Origin of the sequence: Nonomuraea sp. NPDC003804, from assembly GCF_040610675.1 — a bacterium.
Taxonomy (GTDB): Bacteria; Actinomycetota; Actinomycetes; order Streptosporangiales; family Streptosporangiaceae; genus Nonomuraea.
Genome location: NZ_JBEXMT010000028.1, coordinates 58,814 through 74,545, shown reverse-complemented (window position 1 = coordinate 74,545; position 15,732 = coordinate 58,814). Strand labels below are relative to the sequence as shown.

Genomic DNA, 15,732 nt, shown 5'->3' with positions numbered 1-15,732 from the left:
TCAGAACGCCTCCGGGTGGATGACCCTGGCGATCTTCTCGACGGCCGTGGCGTTGTTCGGCGCCACGTAGGCCGAGTCGGCCAGCACGACGTACTTCCTGCCCCAGTGGGGGAACTGGGCGAACAGCTTCCTGGCCTCGGCGTCGGGGTCGGGGTTGAGCCAGTCGACGATGACGACCGCGTCGACCTTCGTGGCCGCGACCTGCTCCTTGCTGAGGTTGGTGAACAGATCGTCGGAGGTGTGCTCGAAGGCGTTGACGGCGCCGGCCTTGGCGAAGATGTCGTTCCAGATGCCCTTGGCGCCGATGGAGCTGAAGGCGTTCGACCCCATGCTCATGCCGGGGATGATCAGCATCACCTTGGGCCTGGGCCGGCCGGCGACCTTGGCGGAGACGGCCGCGATCCTGCGCCTGGACTCGGCGACCAGCTTCTCGGCCCGGTCGCTCACGTGGAAGATGCGGCCCAGATCGCGAAGGAGGGTGTAGCTGTCCTCGATCGACTGGTCCTGCCGGACGCCGACGCCGCAGGTGCTCTCGGGGGTGTAGGTGGCGGCGCCGGCCGCGCGCAGCTCCTCGCGGGTGGCGAAGCCGTCCCGCGGTTCGAACTGGCGCCCTGAGGTGGCCAGCACGAAGTCGGGCCGCAGGCCGAGCATCGACTCGCGCGGGATGTCGTTGAAGCTGGTGCGCTTGAAGCCGCCGCTGGGCAGCGCGGCCACCGCCTCGACCCAGCCCGGCTCGTCGGAGGCGCCGTAGGACTGGGCGTTGGCCACGATCCTGTCGCCCAGGCCGAGGGCGAGCAGCGAGGACACCTCGCCGATCGACCCGCCGTTCATGACGACGACGCGGCGTGGGGCGGCGGTGAAGGTGTAGTCCTTGCCGCAGTTCCTGATCGTCACCGGATAACCGGCCTCGGCCGCGGCGGCGGAGGAGGGGGGCTGGGGTCGTGCCGTGGGGGTGGTGGTTCCGCAGGCCGCCAGCATGAGGCAGGCGGCGGCGAGCATGGCGAAGCGAGACATGAACGTCCTTGGTTTCGGGGTACGGCGAGCGCCGGGCCGGCCTGATCGGCCGCCCGGATGGCGTTATCGAGCCCTCGCCGGAGGAGGTCCTCGCTCGCTGATCCCGCGATGGAGCATCGCCGTGCGCAGCACGGCAGGCTCGGCGAAGCCGGCCGGCGCGCGCCGCGGGCCGGGAATCGCCGGCCAGACGGCCAGCAGGCGCACCAGGCGCGCCCCGAGACGGCGCAGCAGCCCCCACAGCGCGGCCTCGCCCTTGGCCAGCCACACGGCGACCATGACGACGGCCCAGCCGTGCATGAGCAGCATGCCGAAGCCCGGGGTCAGGCCGTGGGCGTGACCGGTCAGCACCTGGACCGGGTCGGGGGCGTGCGCCGTGGAGAAGATCACGTGCAGCACGGCCTGCACAGCGGTCAGCAGCGGAAGGATCACCCGCAGCCCGCGCTCGCGACCCGCGATCGGCAGGCCCGCGGCCATGGACACCGCGAGGCCGACCGCCGCGGTGCGGCCCGCGACGGGGCCTCCGGCCACCACGTGCGCCACCACGCCCATGAGCACGCACACCACAGCGAAGACCGCGGCACGCGCGAGGCGCAGGGGGAGGCCGGCTGACACGCCGACGATCATCCCATGGAATAGCGAATGGCCGGTGAGGGTTTCACCGGCCATTCGTGGGTGGTGGAGCTAAGGAGACTCGAACTCCTGACCCCCTCCATGCCATGGAGGTGCGCTACCAACTGCGCTATAGCCCCTTTGCGCTCTCGGCGCGAAGCCAGTCTATAGGACTCCGGAGGTGGTCGGTGACGGGAATACCGGCCGCGTGTCGCGAGTTGCAACGATTACCATTTTCGAGGGCGAGGAGACGTGAGATGGCCAGAAACGACCAGCGGCCCGTGATCAAGCTCAGGTCCACGGCGGGGACCGGCTACACCTACATGACCACCAAGAGCCGCAGGAACGACCCCGACCGGCTCCAGGTCCGCAAGTACGACCCGGTCGTCCGCCGCCACGTCACCTTCAGGGAGGAACGATGAAGAAGAACCTGCACCCCGCCTACCGCCCGGTCGTCTTCAGGGACGCCAGCGCCGGCTACGCCTTCCTGACCCGCTCCACCGCGACGAGCGGCAGGACCGTCGAATGGACGGACGGCAACGTCTACCCCGTCGTCGACGTGGACGTCTCCTCGGCCAGCCACCCGTTCTACACGGGACGCAACCGCGTGCTGGACTCGGCCGGCCGGGTCGAGCGCTTCAACCAGCGGTACGGCAAGCACTGACCGCCCGCCCGTGACGAGCGTGCGCCGGTCGCGCGCCCGTCACGGCACCCCTCCACGCGGCAGGCCGTCGGCCGGGCCGGGACCGGTCACGGGGACGGGGACGGCGGGACAGCTCGCTCCGGGCTCGGGCAGGTCCAGGGTCAGCAGGTACCGGTCGACCGCCGCCCGGGTACAGGGGCTGACCGCGTAGGTCCAGTGCGCGACACCCTCGTAGGTGAGCAGAACCGCCCGCGGGATCCGCCTCGACACCGTCACCGCGAACTCGTGCGGGGTGACGGCGTCGTAGCGGCTGTTCACCAGAAGGATCGGCGGCGTGCCGGGCCGGAACCGGTAGGGCCCCTGCGGGTTGCGCGTGGTGATGTCCCGCCCCTGGCACCCAACCACGTCCCTCCAGCCGGTGAGGGTCCACCGCAGCCGGGGAGCCTCGCGCCGCAGGGCGTCGCGCAGCCGTACCAGCTCCTGGAAGTCACGGATCGGCCACCGGAAGTCGGCGCAGAAGATCGCGCCGTACGGATCCGGCACGGTCTCCGGGGGCTGCGCGCCGCCGGTGGCGCGGGGCGCCGTCTGGTTCCGCAGCGCCGTGAGGTAGTCGCCGAAGGCGGACCACAGGGACGGGATCGCCGCGTAGAACTCGGCCCTGCCCGCCAGCCACTCCGGCGTCATCACCCAGGTGGGGAAGTCCGGGTCGCGCAGTTCTCCCCGCTCGGCCCGCGCCATCAACTCGTCGAACACCCCGGCAACGTCCTGTCCGCTGAGGGCGCAGCCGGAGGGTGACCCGTCACACCAGTCCGCGAACAGGGCGAAGGCCCGCTCCGCCGTCCGCGCCCTGGCCGCCAGGAAGTCCAGCGGCCGGCGCAGGCTGTGGTCCAGGTTCCCCTCCAGCACCAGAGCGCGCACTCGGTGGGGGAACAGCTGGGCGTACTGCTGGCCGAGCAGCGTGCCGTACGACAGCATGTACAGGGAGATCGTCCGCTCGCCGAGAGCGGCGCGGATGGCGTCGACGTCACGGGCCACGCTCGCCGTGTCGGCGTGGTCGAACACGGGCCCGGACAGCCGGCGGCACTCCTGGTCGTAGGCGTTGATCCTGGCCAGCATCTGCCGATACTCCTCGGCGGTGGCCGGATTGCCCGGCAGCGTGGGGCCGCCCGCCGGGCAACGCACCGGATGGCTTCCGGCCACGCCCCGGGGGTCGAAGCCGACGATGTCGAACCGCTCCAGCAGTTCGGGTGAGAAGGACTCGGGCGCATTGATCGTCTCGCGCACGCCCTCGACACCGGGGCCGCCGAGGTTGAACACCAGCGTGCCCAGCCGGCGGGCCGGATCCGCCGCCTTGCGCCTGGCCACCGCGATCGTGAGGGCGGCACCGTCGGGTCGAGCCCAGTCCAGCGGCACGCTCACCGACCCGCACTCGACCGTCGCGTCCTCCGCGCACGGCCGCCAGGCGATCGGCGGCGTGGCGCCCGCCGGCGCCGGTACGGCCAGCAGACCGCCCAGCAGGACGAGCATCGACATGATCCGCCCGAACGGTCGCACCAGAGCCGCCCCCTCGCAGACGCGTGTTCCGTCACCTTCACCCCGAAGATCACCGATGTCAACCCTTGCCGTGCCGCACGCAAGGACGGCTCCGCGGCTCCGCGATCGGGGGCTCGTCGGGCCGCTCCGACACGGTGGAGATCCTCCCCGAGATCGAGCGGCCCCAAGGAGGCGTCGGGATCGACGGCATCGCCCCGCTGCCCGGAGAGGTCAGCCGGCTGCGCCGGCCCGGCCGATCAGGTCCGCCAGTTCGGCCACGGCGGGGTCCTCGGTCGTCTCCGCCAACCTGCCCGCGTGCTCCCGCAGCGTCGGCAGGTCCATGCCGAACGCCTCCCGGTCGCGCAGGTACAGGGCGAAAGCGGCGGCCACGACGTCGACCTGCAGCCGGGAGGGCGCCTCCTTCCACAGGGCGCCGCCCAGGTCGGCGGCGGCCACGGAGCCGGTGGCCTCGGCGGGCCTGCGGGTGTCGGGCTCCTGCCAGCGTACGGTGGCCGAGGCCAGCTGACCGGACGCGCCCGCGCGCAGCCGTACGGCGTAGAGGGCCGTGACGGCGTGTCCTGGGCCGACCTCGCCGCCGTCCTTGGCGTCGTCGCGGAAGTCCTCGGCCGCGAGCGCACGGTTCTCGTAGCCGACGAGCCGGTAACTCTCGACCGCCGCCGGGTTGAAGACGACCTGCGCCTTGGCGTCGCGGGCGCGCAGTTCCAAGGTGGCGGGCAACTGCTCGACGAAGACCTTGCGGGCCTCCTCGGGGGTGCTCACGTAGACGGCGGCGCCGTCGCCGTTGTCGGCGAGCTGTTCCATGAGCTCGTCGCCGTAGTCCCTGCCCACGCCGACCGACAGCAGCGTGATCCGCTTGCCGGCGTGCTCCTTGACCCGGTCGAGGATGGCCTGCCAGGTGGTGCTGCCGGTGTTGGCCAGGCCGTCCGACAGCAGCACGACCCTGTTGGTGGCGGCGGCGCGGAAGGCGCGCGCGGCCTCCTGGTAGCCGGTGAGCAGGCCGTCCTCCACGTTGGTCGATCCTTCGACGGCGAGCCTGTCGATGGCGGCGCGCAGGTCGGCGCGGGCGGCCAGCGGGGTCATCGGAGCCACCAGCGTGGCCTGGTCGCTGAAGGAGACGATCGACACCTGGTCGCCGGGGGCGAGCTGGTCGACCAGCGTGTGCAGCGCCTGCTTCACCAGGTCGAGCCGGCCGGGCTCGGCCATGGAGCCGGACACGTCGACGACGAAGGTCAGGTTCGCGGGCCGTCTGGCGGCGGCGTCGGCCGCCCTGGTCTGCAGGCCGACCCTGAGCACCGCGGTGTTGTCGTCCGGCAGCCTCGCGCCGTCCACGTGGACGGTGAACCCGTCGTCGGGCGGCTGGGCGTAGTCCTGGCGGAAGGCGTTGACGAACTCTTCGGGCCGCACCCGCCCCGGCTCGGGCCAGCGGCCCTCGGCGAGGGTACGGCGGGCGTAGCCGTAGGAGGCGGTGTCGACGTCCAGCGCGAACGTGGACACCTGCGCCGCCTCGGTGTCGGTCTCCCCGCCGTTCTCCTGCGTGGCCATGGCGGACTGGCCGGCCGGGCTCTCGTGGACGCCGCCCCTGCTTGCCCGGGGGGCCGCAGACGCGGTCGCGCCGGACGGCTCGCGTGGCGCCGCCCGATCGTAGGTCGCCGTCGTCGACCCCTCGGGACCGCTCCCGCAGGCGGCCACCGTCAGCAACATCGCGATCACGACCAAGGGACGGAGTCTCATCCCAACCACCTCCACCGCCTACGACGGGAAGGGCTGCGGCATGGCCGGGCGTGTGACGCAAGCGAGCATGATCCGTGTTCAATCCGTGATGGGCGCTGTCCAGCCCGGATCCCGCCCGGTGAGGCCGAGCAGCCGGTCGAGGGCGGGGGCGTCGGCACGCACCACGACCTCGTCGGCGAACGCACCTTGCGCCCGGCCCATCGGCGCCATCTGCTCGGCGAAGCCCAGCGCCTCCTCCACCGCTCCCGCGTCCTGCGCGTAGGGGCGTCCGGTGGCTCTGGCCAGGTCCCAGCCGTGCACGACGAGGTCGATGAGCAGCAGGTGGGCGGCGGCGGCCATGGGCATGCCGAAGGGGGTCTCGCCCTCCCACGCCTGCGGCTTGGACCAGGCGGTGAGCGTCCGCTCGATCCGGTCGGGGAAGTCGCCCGCGTACTCACCCTGCTCGGGCCTGGGTTGCCTGGCGGCCATCGTCTCGAACGTCTCCGCCACCCACTCCATGTGGGTGAGCAGGCCGCGCACGTCGTACTCGGCGCACGGCGTGGGGAGGGGCAGTTCCTCCTCGCGCAGGTCGCGTACGAGCGCGGCGGTCGGGCGGGCGGCGGAGGTCAGGTGGTTGATCATCTCGTCCATGACCTCAGCGTCCCAGGGGCGGTGGCCGGGTCCCTCACGGACCCCCAGGAAGGCACGCCGTACGATCCAGCCATGCTGGTTCCGCTCCCGGCCCGGTCGCACGCGGTGGCCGCGCTGGCCTTCGACGGCATGTCGCCCTTCGAGCTCGGCTGCGTCGTGGAGATCTTCGGACTGCCCCGGCCCGAGCTGCGGGTGCCGTGGTACGACCTCAAGGTCTGCGCCGAGAGCTCCGAGCCGCTGCGCGTGGTGGGCGGCTTCAGCATGCGCGCCGACCACGGCCTCGACGTGCTGGCCGGGGCCGACACGGTGATCGTGCCGGGGGTGGCCGACGTGCGGGGCGAGGTCTCCCCCGCGCTGGTCGGTGCGCTGCGGGCGGCCCACGCCCGAGGGGCCAGGATCGTCTCGATCTGTTCGGGCGCCTTCGCGCTGGCCGCCGCCGGCCTGCTCGACGGCAGGGAGGCGACGACCCATTGGAAGTACGCCGACCTGCTGCAGCTGCGCTTCCCCGAGGTGCGGGTCAACCCGGACGTGCTCTACGTCGACGGCGGGCGGATCCTGACGAGCGCGGGCAGCGCGGCGGGGCTCGACCTGCTGATCCATCTGGTCCGGACCGACCACGGCGCGAACGTCGCCAACGCCGTGGCCCGCCGCCTGGTCGTCCCGCCTCATCGGGAGGGTGGTCAGGCCCAGTTCATCCAGGCGGCCGTGACGGCGGTGGAGGACGACGACGCGGTGGCCAGGGCGATGGAGTGGGCCATGTCGCACCTGGCCGAGCCGATCACCGTGGGCGACCTGGCCAGGGTGGCGCACCTGTCCGAGCGCACGTTCATCAGGCACTTCAAGGCGCAGACCGGCACCTCGCCGCTGCGCTGGGTGATCTCGCAGCGGGTCGCGGCCAGCCTGCCGCTGCTGGAGTCGACCGGCGCCCCGGTGGAGGAGATCGGGGCGGCGGTCGGGTTCGAGAGCCCGGTCACCTTCCGCCACCATTTCAGCCGCGCCATGCGCACCTCGCCGTCGGCCTACCGGCGGGCCTTCGGCGCCACCCGCTGAGACCGCCGCGAGCCGCCCGGCGCGTGATCCCGGGGCTGCGGGCCGCTGGTCCCCGTGGTGCAGCGCTCCTTCCTCCGCCTGTACGCCCCCACGCTGGACCTTTACTGACGGGCCGCGGGCGACCAGGATCGGAGGGTGAGCCACACCGGACGCCGGGGCCTGACGTGATGAAGGTCGTGCTCGCCGTCCTGACGGCCGGCACGGTGGCGCTGGCCCTGCTGTGGGTGTTCCAGCGCCATCTGATCTATCTGCCCGACCCCGGCCCTGTGCCGTCCGCCCGGTCGGTCCTGCCCGGCGCCCACGACGTCACGTTCACCACCTCGGACGGCCTCACATTGGCGGCCTGGCACGTCACCGGCGGCCGCCGTGGGGTGACGGTCCTGGTGACGGGCGGCAACGCGGGCAACCGCCTGCACCGGACGCCGCTGGCGGCCGCCCTGGCCCGCGAGGGCTTCGACGTGCTGCTCATGGACTACCGCGGCTACGGCGGCAATCCGGGCTCCCCGTCGGAGGACGGCCTGCTGCGCGACGCGCTGGCCGCGCGGGCCCTGCTGAAGGGGCCGGTCATCTACTTCGGAGAGAGCCTGGGCGCCGCCGTCGCCACCGCGCTGGCGGTCCGGCAGCCGCCCGTGGGCCTGCTGCTGCGCTCCCCCTTCACCGATCTGACGGCGGCGGGGCGGCACAACTACCCGTTCCTGCCGGTCGGGCTGCTGCTGCGCGACCGCCTGCCGGTCGCCGGGCCGCTGGCGTCGGTGCGGGTGCCCACCACCGTCGTCTACGGCTCGCGCGACACGATCGTCCCGCCCGAGCTGAGCCGTGCGGTGGCCGCCTCGGCCGGTGGACCGGTCACGCTGGTCGAGGTCGAGGGGGCGGGACACAACGACAGGGCCCTGCTCGACGGGCCCGAACTCGTCGCCGCCGTCGTGGCCCTGGCGCGGTGAGCGGTCAGGGCAGCTCGTAGTCGAAGACGTAGGAGTGGGCGCCGTCGGGCGCGATGTGGATCTGGAGCGCGCCCCGCAGGCCCGCCAGCCGCCCGGTGCCGGAGCCGGGCACGACCGTGCAGGTGAGCGAGTCATCGCCGGAGTCGCTGACCGCGTTGTGCTGCAGGACGAACGTGCCCTCGCGATCCTCGATCCTGCCGGTGACCCGCTCCATCGCCACGTAGGACCGGGACACGTCGTGCTCCGACGATGAAACGATCATGGTGACGGTGCTCGACCCCTTCAGGTCGCCCTCGAAGGTCTTGCCGAGGGTGACGACGGCGAGCGTGACGCCGTCGACGGCGTCGTAGGGCTCCTGCGGGGTCCAGTCGAACGTGACGAAGCTTCCTTGTGCGGTCATGGACGCAAGCCTTCCGCCCATACCTGCCACCCTCTGTCAGGTACCGGCGAGAATCCGCACCACCGGTGCGAACGCCTCCAGGTAGTAGGCGTTGATCGAGATGTAGGAGACGCCGAGGCGATCCCGCCGCTTGCGCAGGGTCTCGGCCATCTCGTCGGGCGTCCCCTTGAGGAATCCCACACCGTGCGGCTCGCCGCCGACCTGCTGCCGCAGCCATGGCGGCAGCTCGTCGCCGATGGCGGCCACGTTGAGGTTGATCTCGAGCCGGGGGAAGCGGTCGCCCGCCACCTCGTACAGCTCGTCCAGCTTGGCGGCCAGCTCGTCCTCGGTGGCCTGGGCGGGCAGGGCGAGGGCGATGGTGTCGGCCCTGGCGGCGGCCAGGCGGAGCAGCCGGGCCCCTCCGGCGGCGACGAGGAGCGGCACGTCCCCGACCGCGTCGATGGTGTCGGCGAGGCGGGCGACGCGCTCGGCGGGCGTGCCGTACGGGACGCCGAGCACGGCGGTGTCGGCCTCGGCGCCGGGACGGCCCGCGCCGAGGCCCAGCTGGAAGCGGCCGTCCGAGAGGGTCTGGAGGGTGCGCGTCTCCCAGGCCACCTGGCCCGGCGTGCGGTTGGCGGCGCTGAGCACGTAGGTGCCGAGACGCAGCCGGGTCGTGGCGGCGGCCGCGGCGGCGAGCGCGGCGAACGGCGTGAACGTGCCCAGCGTGTCAGGGATCAGCAGGCTGTCGTAGCCGAGCTGCTCCGCGCGGCGGGCGAGCCCCGTCCATGCTTCGCCGCCGGGCGCCTGGCCCGCGACGGCGCCGAACCTGAAAGGGCGCGTGGTCATCTGGATCTCCTTCGTCGGATGTGCCCCCACGATCGCCCGCCGGCGGCCGGTGCGGCATCCTCCAGGAGTTGACGGTCCAGGTACTCCGTCAGGAGGAAGGCGGGGCCACGATCTTCACCGGAAGGCCCCAGGAGGAGAAGCGGATCGTGCTCTTCTTGGAGACGTTGCCGAGCGTGCCCGGCGGCTCGGTCCATCTGGTCACCAGCTTGGCCGGCCGTCCTGCGCTGTCGGTCGACAGCTTCCAGAAGATGAAGGCCGGGGCCTGCTGCGCGCTGCCCACGGTGGCGCGGTAGGAGGGCGAGGCCTGGTAGAGGGCGCTGCCGGTGATCATGCCCTTGGTGGCGAGCATGGCCTTCGTGGCGGCGGGGTCGAGGACGAGGATGGGGCTGAAGAAGGGGGTGCGCGCGCCCGGCCTGCTCGCCGACCTGACCCACTTCTTGCCGATCACGCCGCCCCGCTGGTAGGTGGCCGAGCCGGCGGCGATCGTGCGGACGGCCCCCTCGGCCAGCCCCGACCTGGCGCGGAAGTCGTAGGCGACCACTCCCGACCGGTCGAACTCCACGACGCCCCTGCGCTTGCTGACGCTGAAAAGATCGCCGTCGATCGCGGTCTCGGCCCGCTCGGTGAAGCGCACCCCCTGGCCGGGGACGAACTGCTGCTTGAGCGCGGTGACCGGATCAGGAGCGGCGATCATGAGTAAGACGCTTACCGCGGCTGTCATCATGACGACTCATCGTAGTGATCGAGGTGATATCCGCCCGGACAGATCACCATAATGGTCCGCCATGCGGGAGCTTACGTACTATGCGGCGACGATCGCCCCGCTGATCGACGCCGTCCACATCGACGTGCACGCCACCAGGCGGGAGAAGGGGCTGGAGTACGTGCGCCGGTCCGGGCTGCGCGCCGGCTTCCTCATCGACCAGCGGTACGTGCTGCCGCTGCGGCCACTCACCCGCGCGGGGCTGGCGGCCGTCTACCGTTACGGCACCGCAGGCGAACAGGCCGACGAGGTGGCGGCGCAGCTGCGGCAGGGCGCCCTGCGCGAGGACGAGCACGGCAGGCTGCACGCCACGCCCGCCACGCTGGCCTTCATCGACGGGCTCTACGACCTGCACGGGCGGGCCACCGCCCTGCTGTGGAGCGGGCGGGAGGGCCTCGTGGCCGAGGTCGCCGCGCTGCTCGGCAGGCTGCTGGACGGGGCCGAGCGGATGCCGGGCGGGGCGCTGGAGCTGATGGCTCCGCCGTACGAGCCGGAGGGCGTGCCCGGCGGGGTGATGCTGTTCAACCGGCTTGCCGCGTTCCGCTATCACCGGGCCGACGCGCACGCCGCCGCGTGGCAGGCGGCGGGCCTGACCGCCGGGGAGGTCACCTCGCTGCGCGAGGGGCCGCTGTGGGAGGCGGTCGAGCGGGACACCAACCTGCGGGCGGCGGTGCCGTACGGGTTGCTGACCGGGGCGGAGCGGACGCTGCTCCTTCAGGGCCTGCGGACGCTGGCCAAGGTCTGAACCTCACCCTGCTCGTCGCTGACCAGTGCGTCGATCGCGGCGAAGAAGGCGGCGATGCCCGGCAGGTCGGCGCCCTTGGCGCGCGAGGCGGCGAAGTCGTCGGCCGAGCGCCAGTCGACGATGTCGAGCCATTCGTCGTCGGCCAGGCGGACGAGCCTGGCGCCGAGGAAGCCGGCGCGGTCGGCCGCGAAGTCGGCCTCCATCCCGGACCGGGCGGCCAGCAGCTCGGCGGCTCGGGTGGCCTTGAAGCGGGTCAGCTCGACGAACATGACGAACTCCTCACGAGGTTCCTGCCGCCATAATAGTCAATATTAGTGACTATTTCCACTTTGCTCTGGATTGTGCCGCTCCGACCCGCCAGGATGCTGCCTGGAATCGCGGGTTTCGCCACTGGGAGAGCAATGGAAGCCGCCGAGATCAGGCGCGCAGTAGAACTTGAGGACCGGCACTGGTGGTACCGGGAGCGGCGGGCCATCCTCGCCCGCGAGCTTCGCAGGATCGGACGTCCGGGACGCGCCCTCGACGTCGGCGCGGCGGGCGGCGGCAACACCCGGGTCTTCCAGCGGTACGGCTGGCACGCCCTGGCCGTCGACCGGTCCGGCACCGCCGTCGCCCACGCCAGGCGGCGCGGCGTCGCGGCCGTCATGGCCGACCTGTGCGGGCTGCCCCTGGGCGAGGCGGAGTTCGACCTGGTGACGGCGCTGGACGTGCTGGAACACATCGACGACGACCATGCCGCGGCGGCCGAGATCGCCAGGGTGCTGAAGCCCGGCGGCACCGCGTTCATCGCCGTGCCGTGCGACATGCGCCTGTGGTCGGCGCACGACGTCGCGCTCGGCCACGTGCGCCGCTACACCCGCCAGGGCCTCACCGAGGTGATCGAGGGCTCCGGGCTGGTGATCGAACGCCTGTGGAGCTGGAACGTGCTGCTGCGACCCGTCGCAGCCCTCCGCCGGCGCAACGCGACGGGCTGCGACCTGCAGGCGCTGCCGGGGCCGGTGAACCTGGCGCTGACCGCCGTCGTCATGGCCGAGCGGTACCTGCCCGTCTCCGGCCTGCCCGGCGTCTCCCTCATGGCCCGCGCCCGGCGGCGGCCATGACCGCCACCGTGGAAGGGGTGCCGTTCGTCACCGACGGCGCCACCGGGGCCGCCGGGGTCCCCGGAGGCCCGAGGGCCACCACGGTCGACGTCATCATCCCGGTGCTCGACGAGGAGCGCGCCCTGCCCGGCTGTATCGAGACCGTGCACCGGTTCCTGCGCGAGTCCTTCCCGCTCCCGTGGCGGATCACGATCGTCGACAGCGGCAGCACGGACGGCACCTGGGAACTGGCCCGCCGCCTGTCACGCGACCTGCCCGGCGTGGCCGCCGTCAGGCTCGAGACGGTCGGCAAGGGGGCGGCGATCAGGGCGGGCTGGTCGGCCAGCGGCGCCGACGTGGTGGCGTTCATGGACGTCGACCTGTCGACGGAGCTGCCCGCCCTCCTCCCGCTGGTCATGGCCGTCGTCTCCGGCCACTGCGAGATCGCCATCGGCAGCCGGCTGCTCGGCGGGGCGCGCATCCGGCGCAGCTTCCGCAGGGAGGTCATCTCCCGCGGCTACAACGGGCTGCTGAGGGTGGGCTTCAGGGCCGGGTTCACCGACTCGGCCTGCGGTTTCAAGGCGGCCAGAGCCGAGGTGATCAGACCGATCCTCGCCAAGGTCGCCGACGACGCGTGGTTCTTCGACACCGAGATGCTGCTGATCGCCGAACACAACGGCGCCAGGGTGCGCGAGGTGGCCGTCGACTGGACCGAGGACGCCGACTCCAAGGTCCGCCTGTGGCGCACCGCCTGGGCCGACCTGCGCGGCATGGTGCGGGTGGCGCGAGCCCTGTCCTCGGGCGCGGCCACCGTCGAACTGCCCCGGCCGCCCGACCCGGCACCCGCGCCCTCCCCACCGGCCCGGATCGCGCTGGTCCGCAGGCTGGTGTCCTTCGGGCTCGTCGGGCTGGCCTCCACCGTCGTCCACGCGTTCCTCTACCTGCTGCTGCGGACGGCCCTGCCGGTCGAGGCGGCCAACCTGCTCGCGCTGGCGGCCACCGCGGTCGTCAACACCGAGGCACACCGACGGTGGACCTTCAACCGGCGCGCGGGCCGGCGGGTCGTCGCCCACGCCCGCGCGGGACTGCTGTTCCTGCTGAACTACGCGGTCACCACCACCGCCATCGTCGTGACCGGGGCGGGCCCGCGCTGGACGGAGGGCCTGGCGCTGGTGTGCGCGTCGCTGGCGATGACCGCGATCCGCTTCACACTCCTGGACCGCTGGGTCTTCCCCCGCCGCTAGCCATCGACCATGCCCGCCCGCCGGGGTCGGGGCCGGACGGAAGCGGCACGGCGTCGCTCCGGCCCGCCGTTCCCGGTCGTTCAGCGCGGACGGCAGGCGCGGCTCGACGAGGACCAGAACGGACCCCGGCAGGAGAGCGCGCAGGCAGACCGGGCAGAAGGCCGGAAGCGGAACCGAGAGGGTCGGAGGCCGGCCGGACAGAAGACCGGAAGCGGGCCGGAGAAGATCGAAAGCGGGCCGGAGAGAGGATCGCGAGCGGGCCGGTCACGGGAGCGTCTAACGGCCCGGCGCCCGTGCCGGTGGCCGAAGGGAGGACCGCACGATGTCCGGCCGCGGCGGGAAACGCGACAGCGGCGGTGTCCGGATGGACACCGCCGCTGGTCGGTGGAGCTGAGGACGGCTTACTCGAACACTGCGCAGCAGGTGGAGGTGTTGCAGCAGGCGCTGAGTCTGGCGACGACCGATACGACTGGGAACTAGTCGTCTCTCGGCTGCCGCCGCTTCAGCCACGCCGCGCCCACGGCATTCAGGCCCGTACCCCAGAGCAGGAAGACGACGATCCACTGCGCCCACATGATCGCGCTCATCTGCCCGGAGAGCAGGTTCTGGACCGTAGCGTACGGAGCGAGCCATGCCTGGGCAGGACGAAAGCCGTCCACGGCGCCCAGCACGAACCAAAGGCCCATCGGCAGCACGATGCTGGCCGAGAACGCGACGACGAACGACCGTAACAGCAGGCCCAGCCCGGTGCCGACCAACCCGGCGACGACCTGCACCAGCACGCTGCCCACCACGATGGTCCCGGCGTCGCGCCACGGGTTCTGGGCGGTGCCGGACGGGGCGACCGCGAGCGCAGTGGCACAGACCAGGACCCCGACGACGCCGATGATGGCAGCCAGCAGCGTCATTGCCAGCAGGGTCGGGAGAATCCGAGCCGCGCGGCCCGCCCGCCACAGGTCGTGAACCAGCAAGATGCCTTGACATGGCACGATGACCGACATCAGGCTCTGCACGGGGTGCGAGAGCGTAGCGAAGTCCAGGTCGGCAGGCCTCGCCGCCATGGGCACCGCCACGGCGGCTAGCAGGCCCGCCAGCACAGTGATCGCCACCAACCACCGCCGGGGCGGCGGCCCGACGGAGCGCCGGATCGCACCGCCCAGGCCGGTGAACGCCGCATCCGCGTGCACAAGGTGCTGCCTCAAGCCTCGCCCTCCCATCCGTCCCTTCTGATCATGATCGGCTATCCGATCCACAAAGTCACGGGCCAATGCTCGCCATCCAGCCACCACCAGGCTGGTTGGGGCGGAAGCCCCCACCGGAGGCGTTCCTGAACGAAGCGGTTGCTGTACGGCCCTGCTGTGTACAACACAAAAGGCCGCCTCTGAGAACCAGAGACGGCCTTTGACCCGGTGGAGCTAAGGAGACTCGAACTCCTGACCCCCTCCATGCCATGGAGGTGCGCTACCAACTGCGCTATAGCCCCTTGCGATGTTGGACAGTGTAGCCGAATCCGCCACCGACCACGAATCGGCGCCGTGCCAGGCTCTGTCCATGTCGATCGATGTTTTCGAAGATCATCGCAAACTCCTGACGGGGGTGGCCTACCGGATCCTGGGCAGCGTCGCCGACGCCGAGGACGTGGTGCAGGAGGCGTGGCTGCGGTGGGCGGGGGTGGAGCACGAGAGGGTCGAAGACGCCAGGGCCTACCTGATCCGCGTCACCTCGCGCCTGGCCGTCGACCGGCTCAGGTGGGCGCGGTCCCGGCGCGAGTCCTACGTGGGGCCGTGGCTGCCCGAACCGATCGGCACCACGCCGGACGCGGCCGAACGCGCCGAGCTCGCCGACACGGTGGAGCTGGCCCTGCTGGTGGTGCTGGAGACGTTGTCGCCGCTCGAACGAGCGGTGTTCGTGTTGCGGGAGGCGTTCGACCTGCCGTTCCCCGAGATCGCCGAGGTGATCGGCCGGAGCGAGGCGGCCACCAGGCAACTGGCCAAGCGGGCCCGTGACCACGTGCACGACAGGAGTCGCAGGTTCGACGCCGACCGGGGGCGGCGGCGGGACATCACCGCGCGGTTCCTCGAGGCGGCGGCCGGCGGCGACCTCGACGGGCTGATCGCGCTGCTGGCGCAGGAGGTGACGCTGGTCGGCGACGGCGGCGGCAAGGCTCGCGCGCCGCTGAGGGTGCTGGTCGGCCAGGACAAGGTGGCCCGCTTCCTCGCCTCGGTCGGCAGGCCTGGCGAGATGGACAAGTTCATGGCGTCGGTCGGCGCGCAACCGCAGGCGGAGCTCGCGATGGCGGTGACCGAGCTGAACGGGGCGCCCGCAGCGGTGTTGAGCGCGGCGGGCCGCGTGGTCACGGTGGTGTCGCTGGCGATCTCGGACGGGAAGATCGACACGATCTACCTCATCGCGAACCCCGACAAGCTGGGCCACCTCCGCCCCGCCTGACCGGAGCCAGGGTCCCGGGCGGCGGTCGCAGGCGCCTCGGTATGCCGTGATGGCCG

The 15,732-nt window shown here is 72.2% G+C and carries 18 protein-coding genes and 2 tRNA genes; 8 read left to right on the top strand and 12 right to left on the bottom strand.

Translation table 11 applies throughout. From position 1 onward, the window contains the following. The 3 genes from ABZX22_RS32625 to ABZX22_RS32615 all read right to left on the bottom strand — a co-directional run bounded on the left by ABZX22_RS32625 (position 1) and on the right by ABZX22_RS32615 (position 1,763). Positions 1–1,014 carry an ABC transporter substrate-binding protein gene (locus ABZX22_RS32625; protein WP_354916533.1) on the bottom strand — a complete coding sequence of 338 codons (1,014 nt, stop codon included), beginning with the start codon at positions 1,012–1,014 and terminating at the stop codon, positions 1–3. Positions 1,015–1,077: 63 nt separating this feature from the next. Further along, on the bottom strand, positions 1,078–1,626 hold the full coding sequence (locus ABZX22_RS32620; protein ID WP_354916530.1) for an MFS transporter: 549 nt from the start codon (positions 1,624–1,626) through the stop codon (positions 1,078–1,080). Positions 1,627–1,687: 61 nt separating this feature from the next. Continuing rightward, positions 1,688–1,763 (bottom strand) — tRNA-Ala (locus ABZX22_RS32615). A 117-nt stretch (positions 1,764–1,880) separates the two neighbouring features. On the opposite strand from ABZX22_RS32615, the gene rpmG reads away from it, so the two are divergent. Together rpmG and ABZX22_RS32605 are read left to right on the top strand one after the other, a co-directional pair. Next, the gene (gene rpmG / locus ABZX22_RS32610; RefSeq protein ID WP_354916527.1) at positions 1,881–2,045 is read left to right on the top strand and encodes a 50S ribosomal protein L33; all 165 of its coding nucleotides are present in this window, start codon (positions 1,881–1,883) and stop codon (positions 2,043–2,045) included. After that, positions 2,042–2,287 (top strand): type B 50S ribosomal protein L31, encoded by a 246-nt coding sequence (locus tag ABZX22_RS32605; protein ID WP_354916525.1) that lies wholly within the window; start codon positions 2,042–2,044, stop codon positions 2,285–2,287. Before rpmG ends, ABZX22_RS32605 begins: the two co-directional genes overlap by 4 nt. Before the next feature lie 39 nt (positions 2,288–2,326). Here the strand turns inward: ABZX22_RS32605 and ABZX22_RS32600 are convergent, their stop codons facing one another. The 3 genes from ABZX22_RS32600 to ABZX22_RS32590 form a co-directional block, all read right to left on the bottom strand. Then, complete coding sequence (locus ABZX22_RS32600) at positions 2,327–3,820, bottom strand: alpha/beta fold hydrolase (RefSeq protein ID WP_354916522.1); 1,494 nt, start codon at positions 3,818–3,820, stop codon at positions 2,327–2,329. A gap of 210 nt (positions 3,821–4,030) precedes the next feature. Next, entirely contained in the window at positions 4,031–5,551 is a 1,521-nt protein-coding gene (locus ABZX22_RS32595; RefSeq protein ID WP_354916519.1) for a von Willebrand factor type A domain-containing protein, read from the bottom strand. A 78-nt stretch (positions 5,552–5,629) separates the two neighbouring features. After that, a complete protein-coding gene (locus ABZX22_RS32590; RefSeq protein WP_354916516.1) occupies positions 5,630–6,181 on the bottom strand; it encodes a TIGR03086 family metal-binding protein in 552 nt (183 codons plus the stop codon). Between the two features lie 72 nt (positions 6,182–6,253). Here ABZX22_RS32590 and ftrA point away from each other — a divergent pair, with 72 nt between their 5' ends. After that, positions 6,254–7,231: a transcriptional regulator FtrA gene (gene ftrA, locus ABZX22_RS32585; RefSeq protein ID WP_354916513.1), complete on the top strand. Its 978-nt coding sequence runs from the start codon at positions 6,254–6,256 to the stop codon at positions 7,229–7,231. A gap of 167 nt (positions 7,232–7,398) precedes the next feature. Beyond that, positions 7,399–8,172 carry an alpha/beta fold hydrolase gene (locus tag ABZX22_RS32580; RefSeq protein WP_354916510.1) on the top strand — a complete coding sequence of 258 codons (774 nt, stop codon included), beginning with the start codon at positions 7,399–7,401 and terminating at the stop codon, positions 8,170–8,172. Between the two features lie 4 nt (positions 8,173–8,176). Here the strand turns inward: ABZX22_RS32580 and ABZX22_RS32575 are convergent, their stop codons facing one another. From ABZX22_RS32575 to ABZX22_RS32565, 3 genes are all read right to left on the bottom strand, one after another. Continuing rightward, a complete protein-coding gene (locus tag ABZX22_RS32575; RefSeq protein WP_354916507.1) occupies positions 8,177–8,572 on the bottom strand; it encodes a DUF3224 domain-containing protein in 396 nt (131 codons plus the stop codon). A gap of 36 nt (positions 8,573–8,608) precedes the next feature. Next, entirely contained in the window at positions 8,609–9,397 is a 789-nt protein-coding gene (locus ABZX22_RS32570) for an LLM class flavin-dependent oxidoreductase (RefSeq protein ID WP_354916504.1), read from the bottom strand. A gap of 88 nt (positions 9,398–9,485) precedes the next feature. Further along, positions 9,486–10,121, bottom strand: coding sequence for a hypothetical protein (locus ABZX22_RS32565; protein ID WP_354916501.1), 636 nt, complete (start codon positions 10,119–10,121; stop codon positions 9,486–9,488). A gap of 61 nt (positions 10,122–10,182) precedes the next feature. Here ABZX22_RS32565 and ABZX22_RS32560 point away from each other — a divergent pair, with 61 nt between their 5' ends. Continuing rightward, on the top strand, positions 10,183–10,905 hold the full coding sequence (locus ABZX22_RS32560; protein ID WP_354916498.1) for a hypothetical protein: 723 nt from the start codon (positions 10,183–10,185) through the stop codon (positions 10,903–10,905). On the opposite strand, the gene ABZX22_RS32555 is transcribed toward ABZX22_RS32560, so the two are convergent. After that, on the bottom strand, positions 10,875–11,174 hold the full coding sequence (locus ABZX22_RS32555; RefSeq protein ID WP_354916495.1) for a hypothetical protein: 300 nt from the start codon (positions 11,172–11,174) through the stop codon (positions 10,875–10,877). The two genes, ABZX22_RS32560 and ABZX22_RS32555, sit on opposite strands and share 31 nt — an antisense overlap. 132 nt (positions 11,175–11,306) lie before the next feature. On the opposite strand from ABZX22_RS32555, the gene ABZX22_RS32550 reads away from it, so the two are divergent. Beyond that, positions 11,307–12,005 (top strand): class I SAM-dependent methyltransferase, encoded by a 699-nt coding sequence (locus ABZX22_RS32550; RefSeq protein ID WP_354916493.1) that lies wholly within the window; start codon positions 11,307–11,309, stop codon positions 12,003–12,005. Further along, complete coding sequence (locus ABZX22_RS32545; RefSeq protein WP_354916490.1) at positions 12,002–13,228, top strand: glycosyltransferase; 1,227 nt, start codon at positions 12,002–12,004, stop codon at positions 13,226–13,228. The genes ABZX22_RS32550 and ABZX22_RS32545 overlap by 4 nt, the downstream gene beginning before the upstream one ends. A 476-nt stretch (positions 13,229–13,704) precedes the next feature. Here the strand turns inward: ABZX22_RS32545 and ABZX22_RS32540 are convergent, their stop codons facing one another. Continuing rightward, complete coding sequence (locus tag ABZX22_RS32540) at positions 13,705–14,430, bottom strand: hypothetical protein (RefSeq protein WP_354916488.1); 726 nt, start codon at positions 14,428–14,430, stop codon at positions 13,705–13,707. A gap of 208 nt (positions 14,431–14,638) precedes the next feature. Beyond that, positions 14,639–14,711: transfer RNA gene (locus ABZX22_RS32535), tRNA-Ala, on the bottom strand. Between the two features lie 68 nt (positions 14,712–14,779). Here ABZX22_RS32535 and ABZX22_RS32530 point away from each other — a divergent pair. Beyond that, positions 14,780–15,676, top strand: coding sequence for an RNA polymerase sigma-70 factor (locus ABZX22_RS32530; protein ID WP_354916485.1), 897 nt, complete (start codon positions 14,780–14,782; stop codon positions 15,674–15,676). The last annotated feature ends 56 nt before the right edge of the window (positions 15,677–15,732 follow it).

Excerpts from the sequence above, each read along its gene's own strand:
- ABZX22_RS32575 (WP_354916507.1), bottom strand. The coding sequence starts at position 8,572 with ATGACCGCACAAGGAAGCTTCGTCACGTTCGACTGGACCCCGCAGGAG.
- ABZX22_RS32545 (WP_354916490.1), top strand. The coding sequence starts at position 12,002 with ATGACCGCCACCGTGGAAGGGGTGCCGTTCGTCACCGACGGCGCCACC.
- ABZX22_RS32590 (WP_354916516.1), bottom strand. The coding sequence starts at position 6,181 with ATGGACGAGATGATCAACCACCTGACCTCCGCCGCCCGCCCGACCGCC.
- rpmG (WP_354916527.1), top strand. The coding sequence starts at position 1,881 with ATGGCCAGAAACGACCAGCGGCCCGTGATCAAGCTCAGGTCCACGGCG.
- ABZX22_RS32560 (WP_354916498.1), top strand. The coding sequence starts at position 10,183 with ATGCGGGAGCTTACGTACTATGCGGCGACGATCGCCCCGCTGATCGAC.
- ABZX22_RS32570 (WP_354916504.1), bottom strand. The coding sequence starts at position 9,397 with ATGACCACGCGCCCTTTCAGGTTCGGCGCCGTCGCGGGCCAGGCGCCC.
- ftrA (WP_354916513.1), top strand. The coding sequence starts at position 6,254 with ATGCTGGTTCCGCTCCCGGCCCGGTCGCACGCGGTGGCCGCGCTGGCC.
- ABZX22_RS32530 (WP_354916485.1), top strand. The coding sequence starts at position 14,780 with ATGTCGATCGATGTTTTCGAAGATCATCGCAAACTCCTGACGGGGGTG.
- ABZX22_RS32580 (WP_354916510.1), top strand. The coding sequence starts at position 7,399 with ATGAAGGTCGTGCTCGCCGTCCTGACGGCCGGCACGGTGGCGCTGGCC.
- ABZX22_RS32565 (WP_354916501.1), bottom strand. The coding sequence starts at position 10,121 with ATGATGACAGCCGCGGTAAGCGTCTTACTCATGATCGCCGCTCCTGAT.
- ABZX22_RS32550 (WP_354916493.1), top strand. The coding sequence starts at position 11,307 with ATGGAAGCCGCCGAGATCAGGCGCGCAGTAGAACTTGAGGACCGGCAC.
- ABZX22_RS32625 (WP_354916533.1), bottom strand. The coding sequence starts at position 1,014 with ATGTCTCGCTTCGCCATGCTCGCCGCCGCCTGCCTCATGCTGGCGGCC.
- ABZX22_RS32605 (WP_354916525.1), top strand. The coding sequence starts at position 2,042 with ATGAAGAAGAACCTGCACCCCGCCTACCGCCCGGTCGTCTTCAGGGAC.
- ABZX22_RS32595 (WP_354916519.1), bottom strand. The coding sequence starts at position 5,551 with ATGAGACTCCGTCCCTTGGTCGTGATCGCGATGTTGCTGACGGTGGCC.
- ABZX22_RS32555 (WP_354916495.1), bottom strand. The coding sequence starts at position 11,174 with ATGTTCGTCGAGCTGACCCGCTTCAAGGCCACCCGAGCCGCCGAGCTG.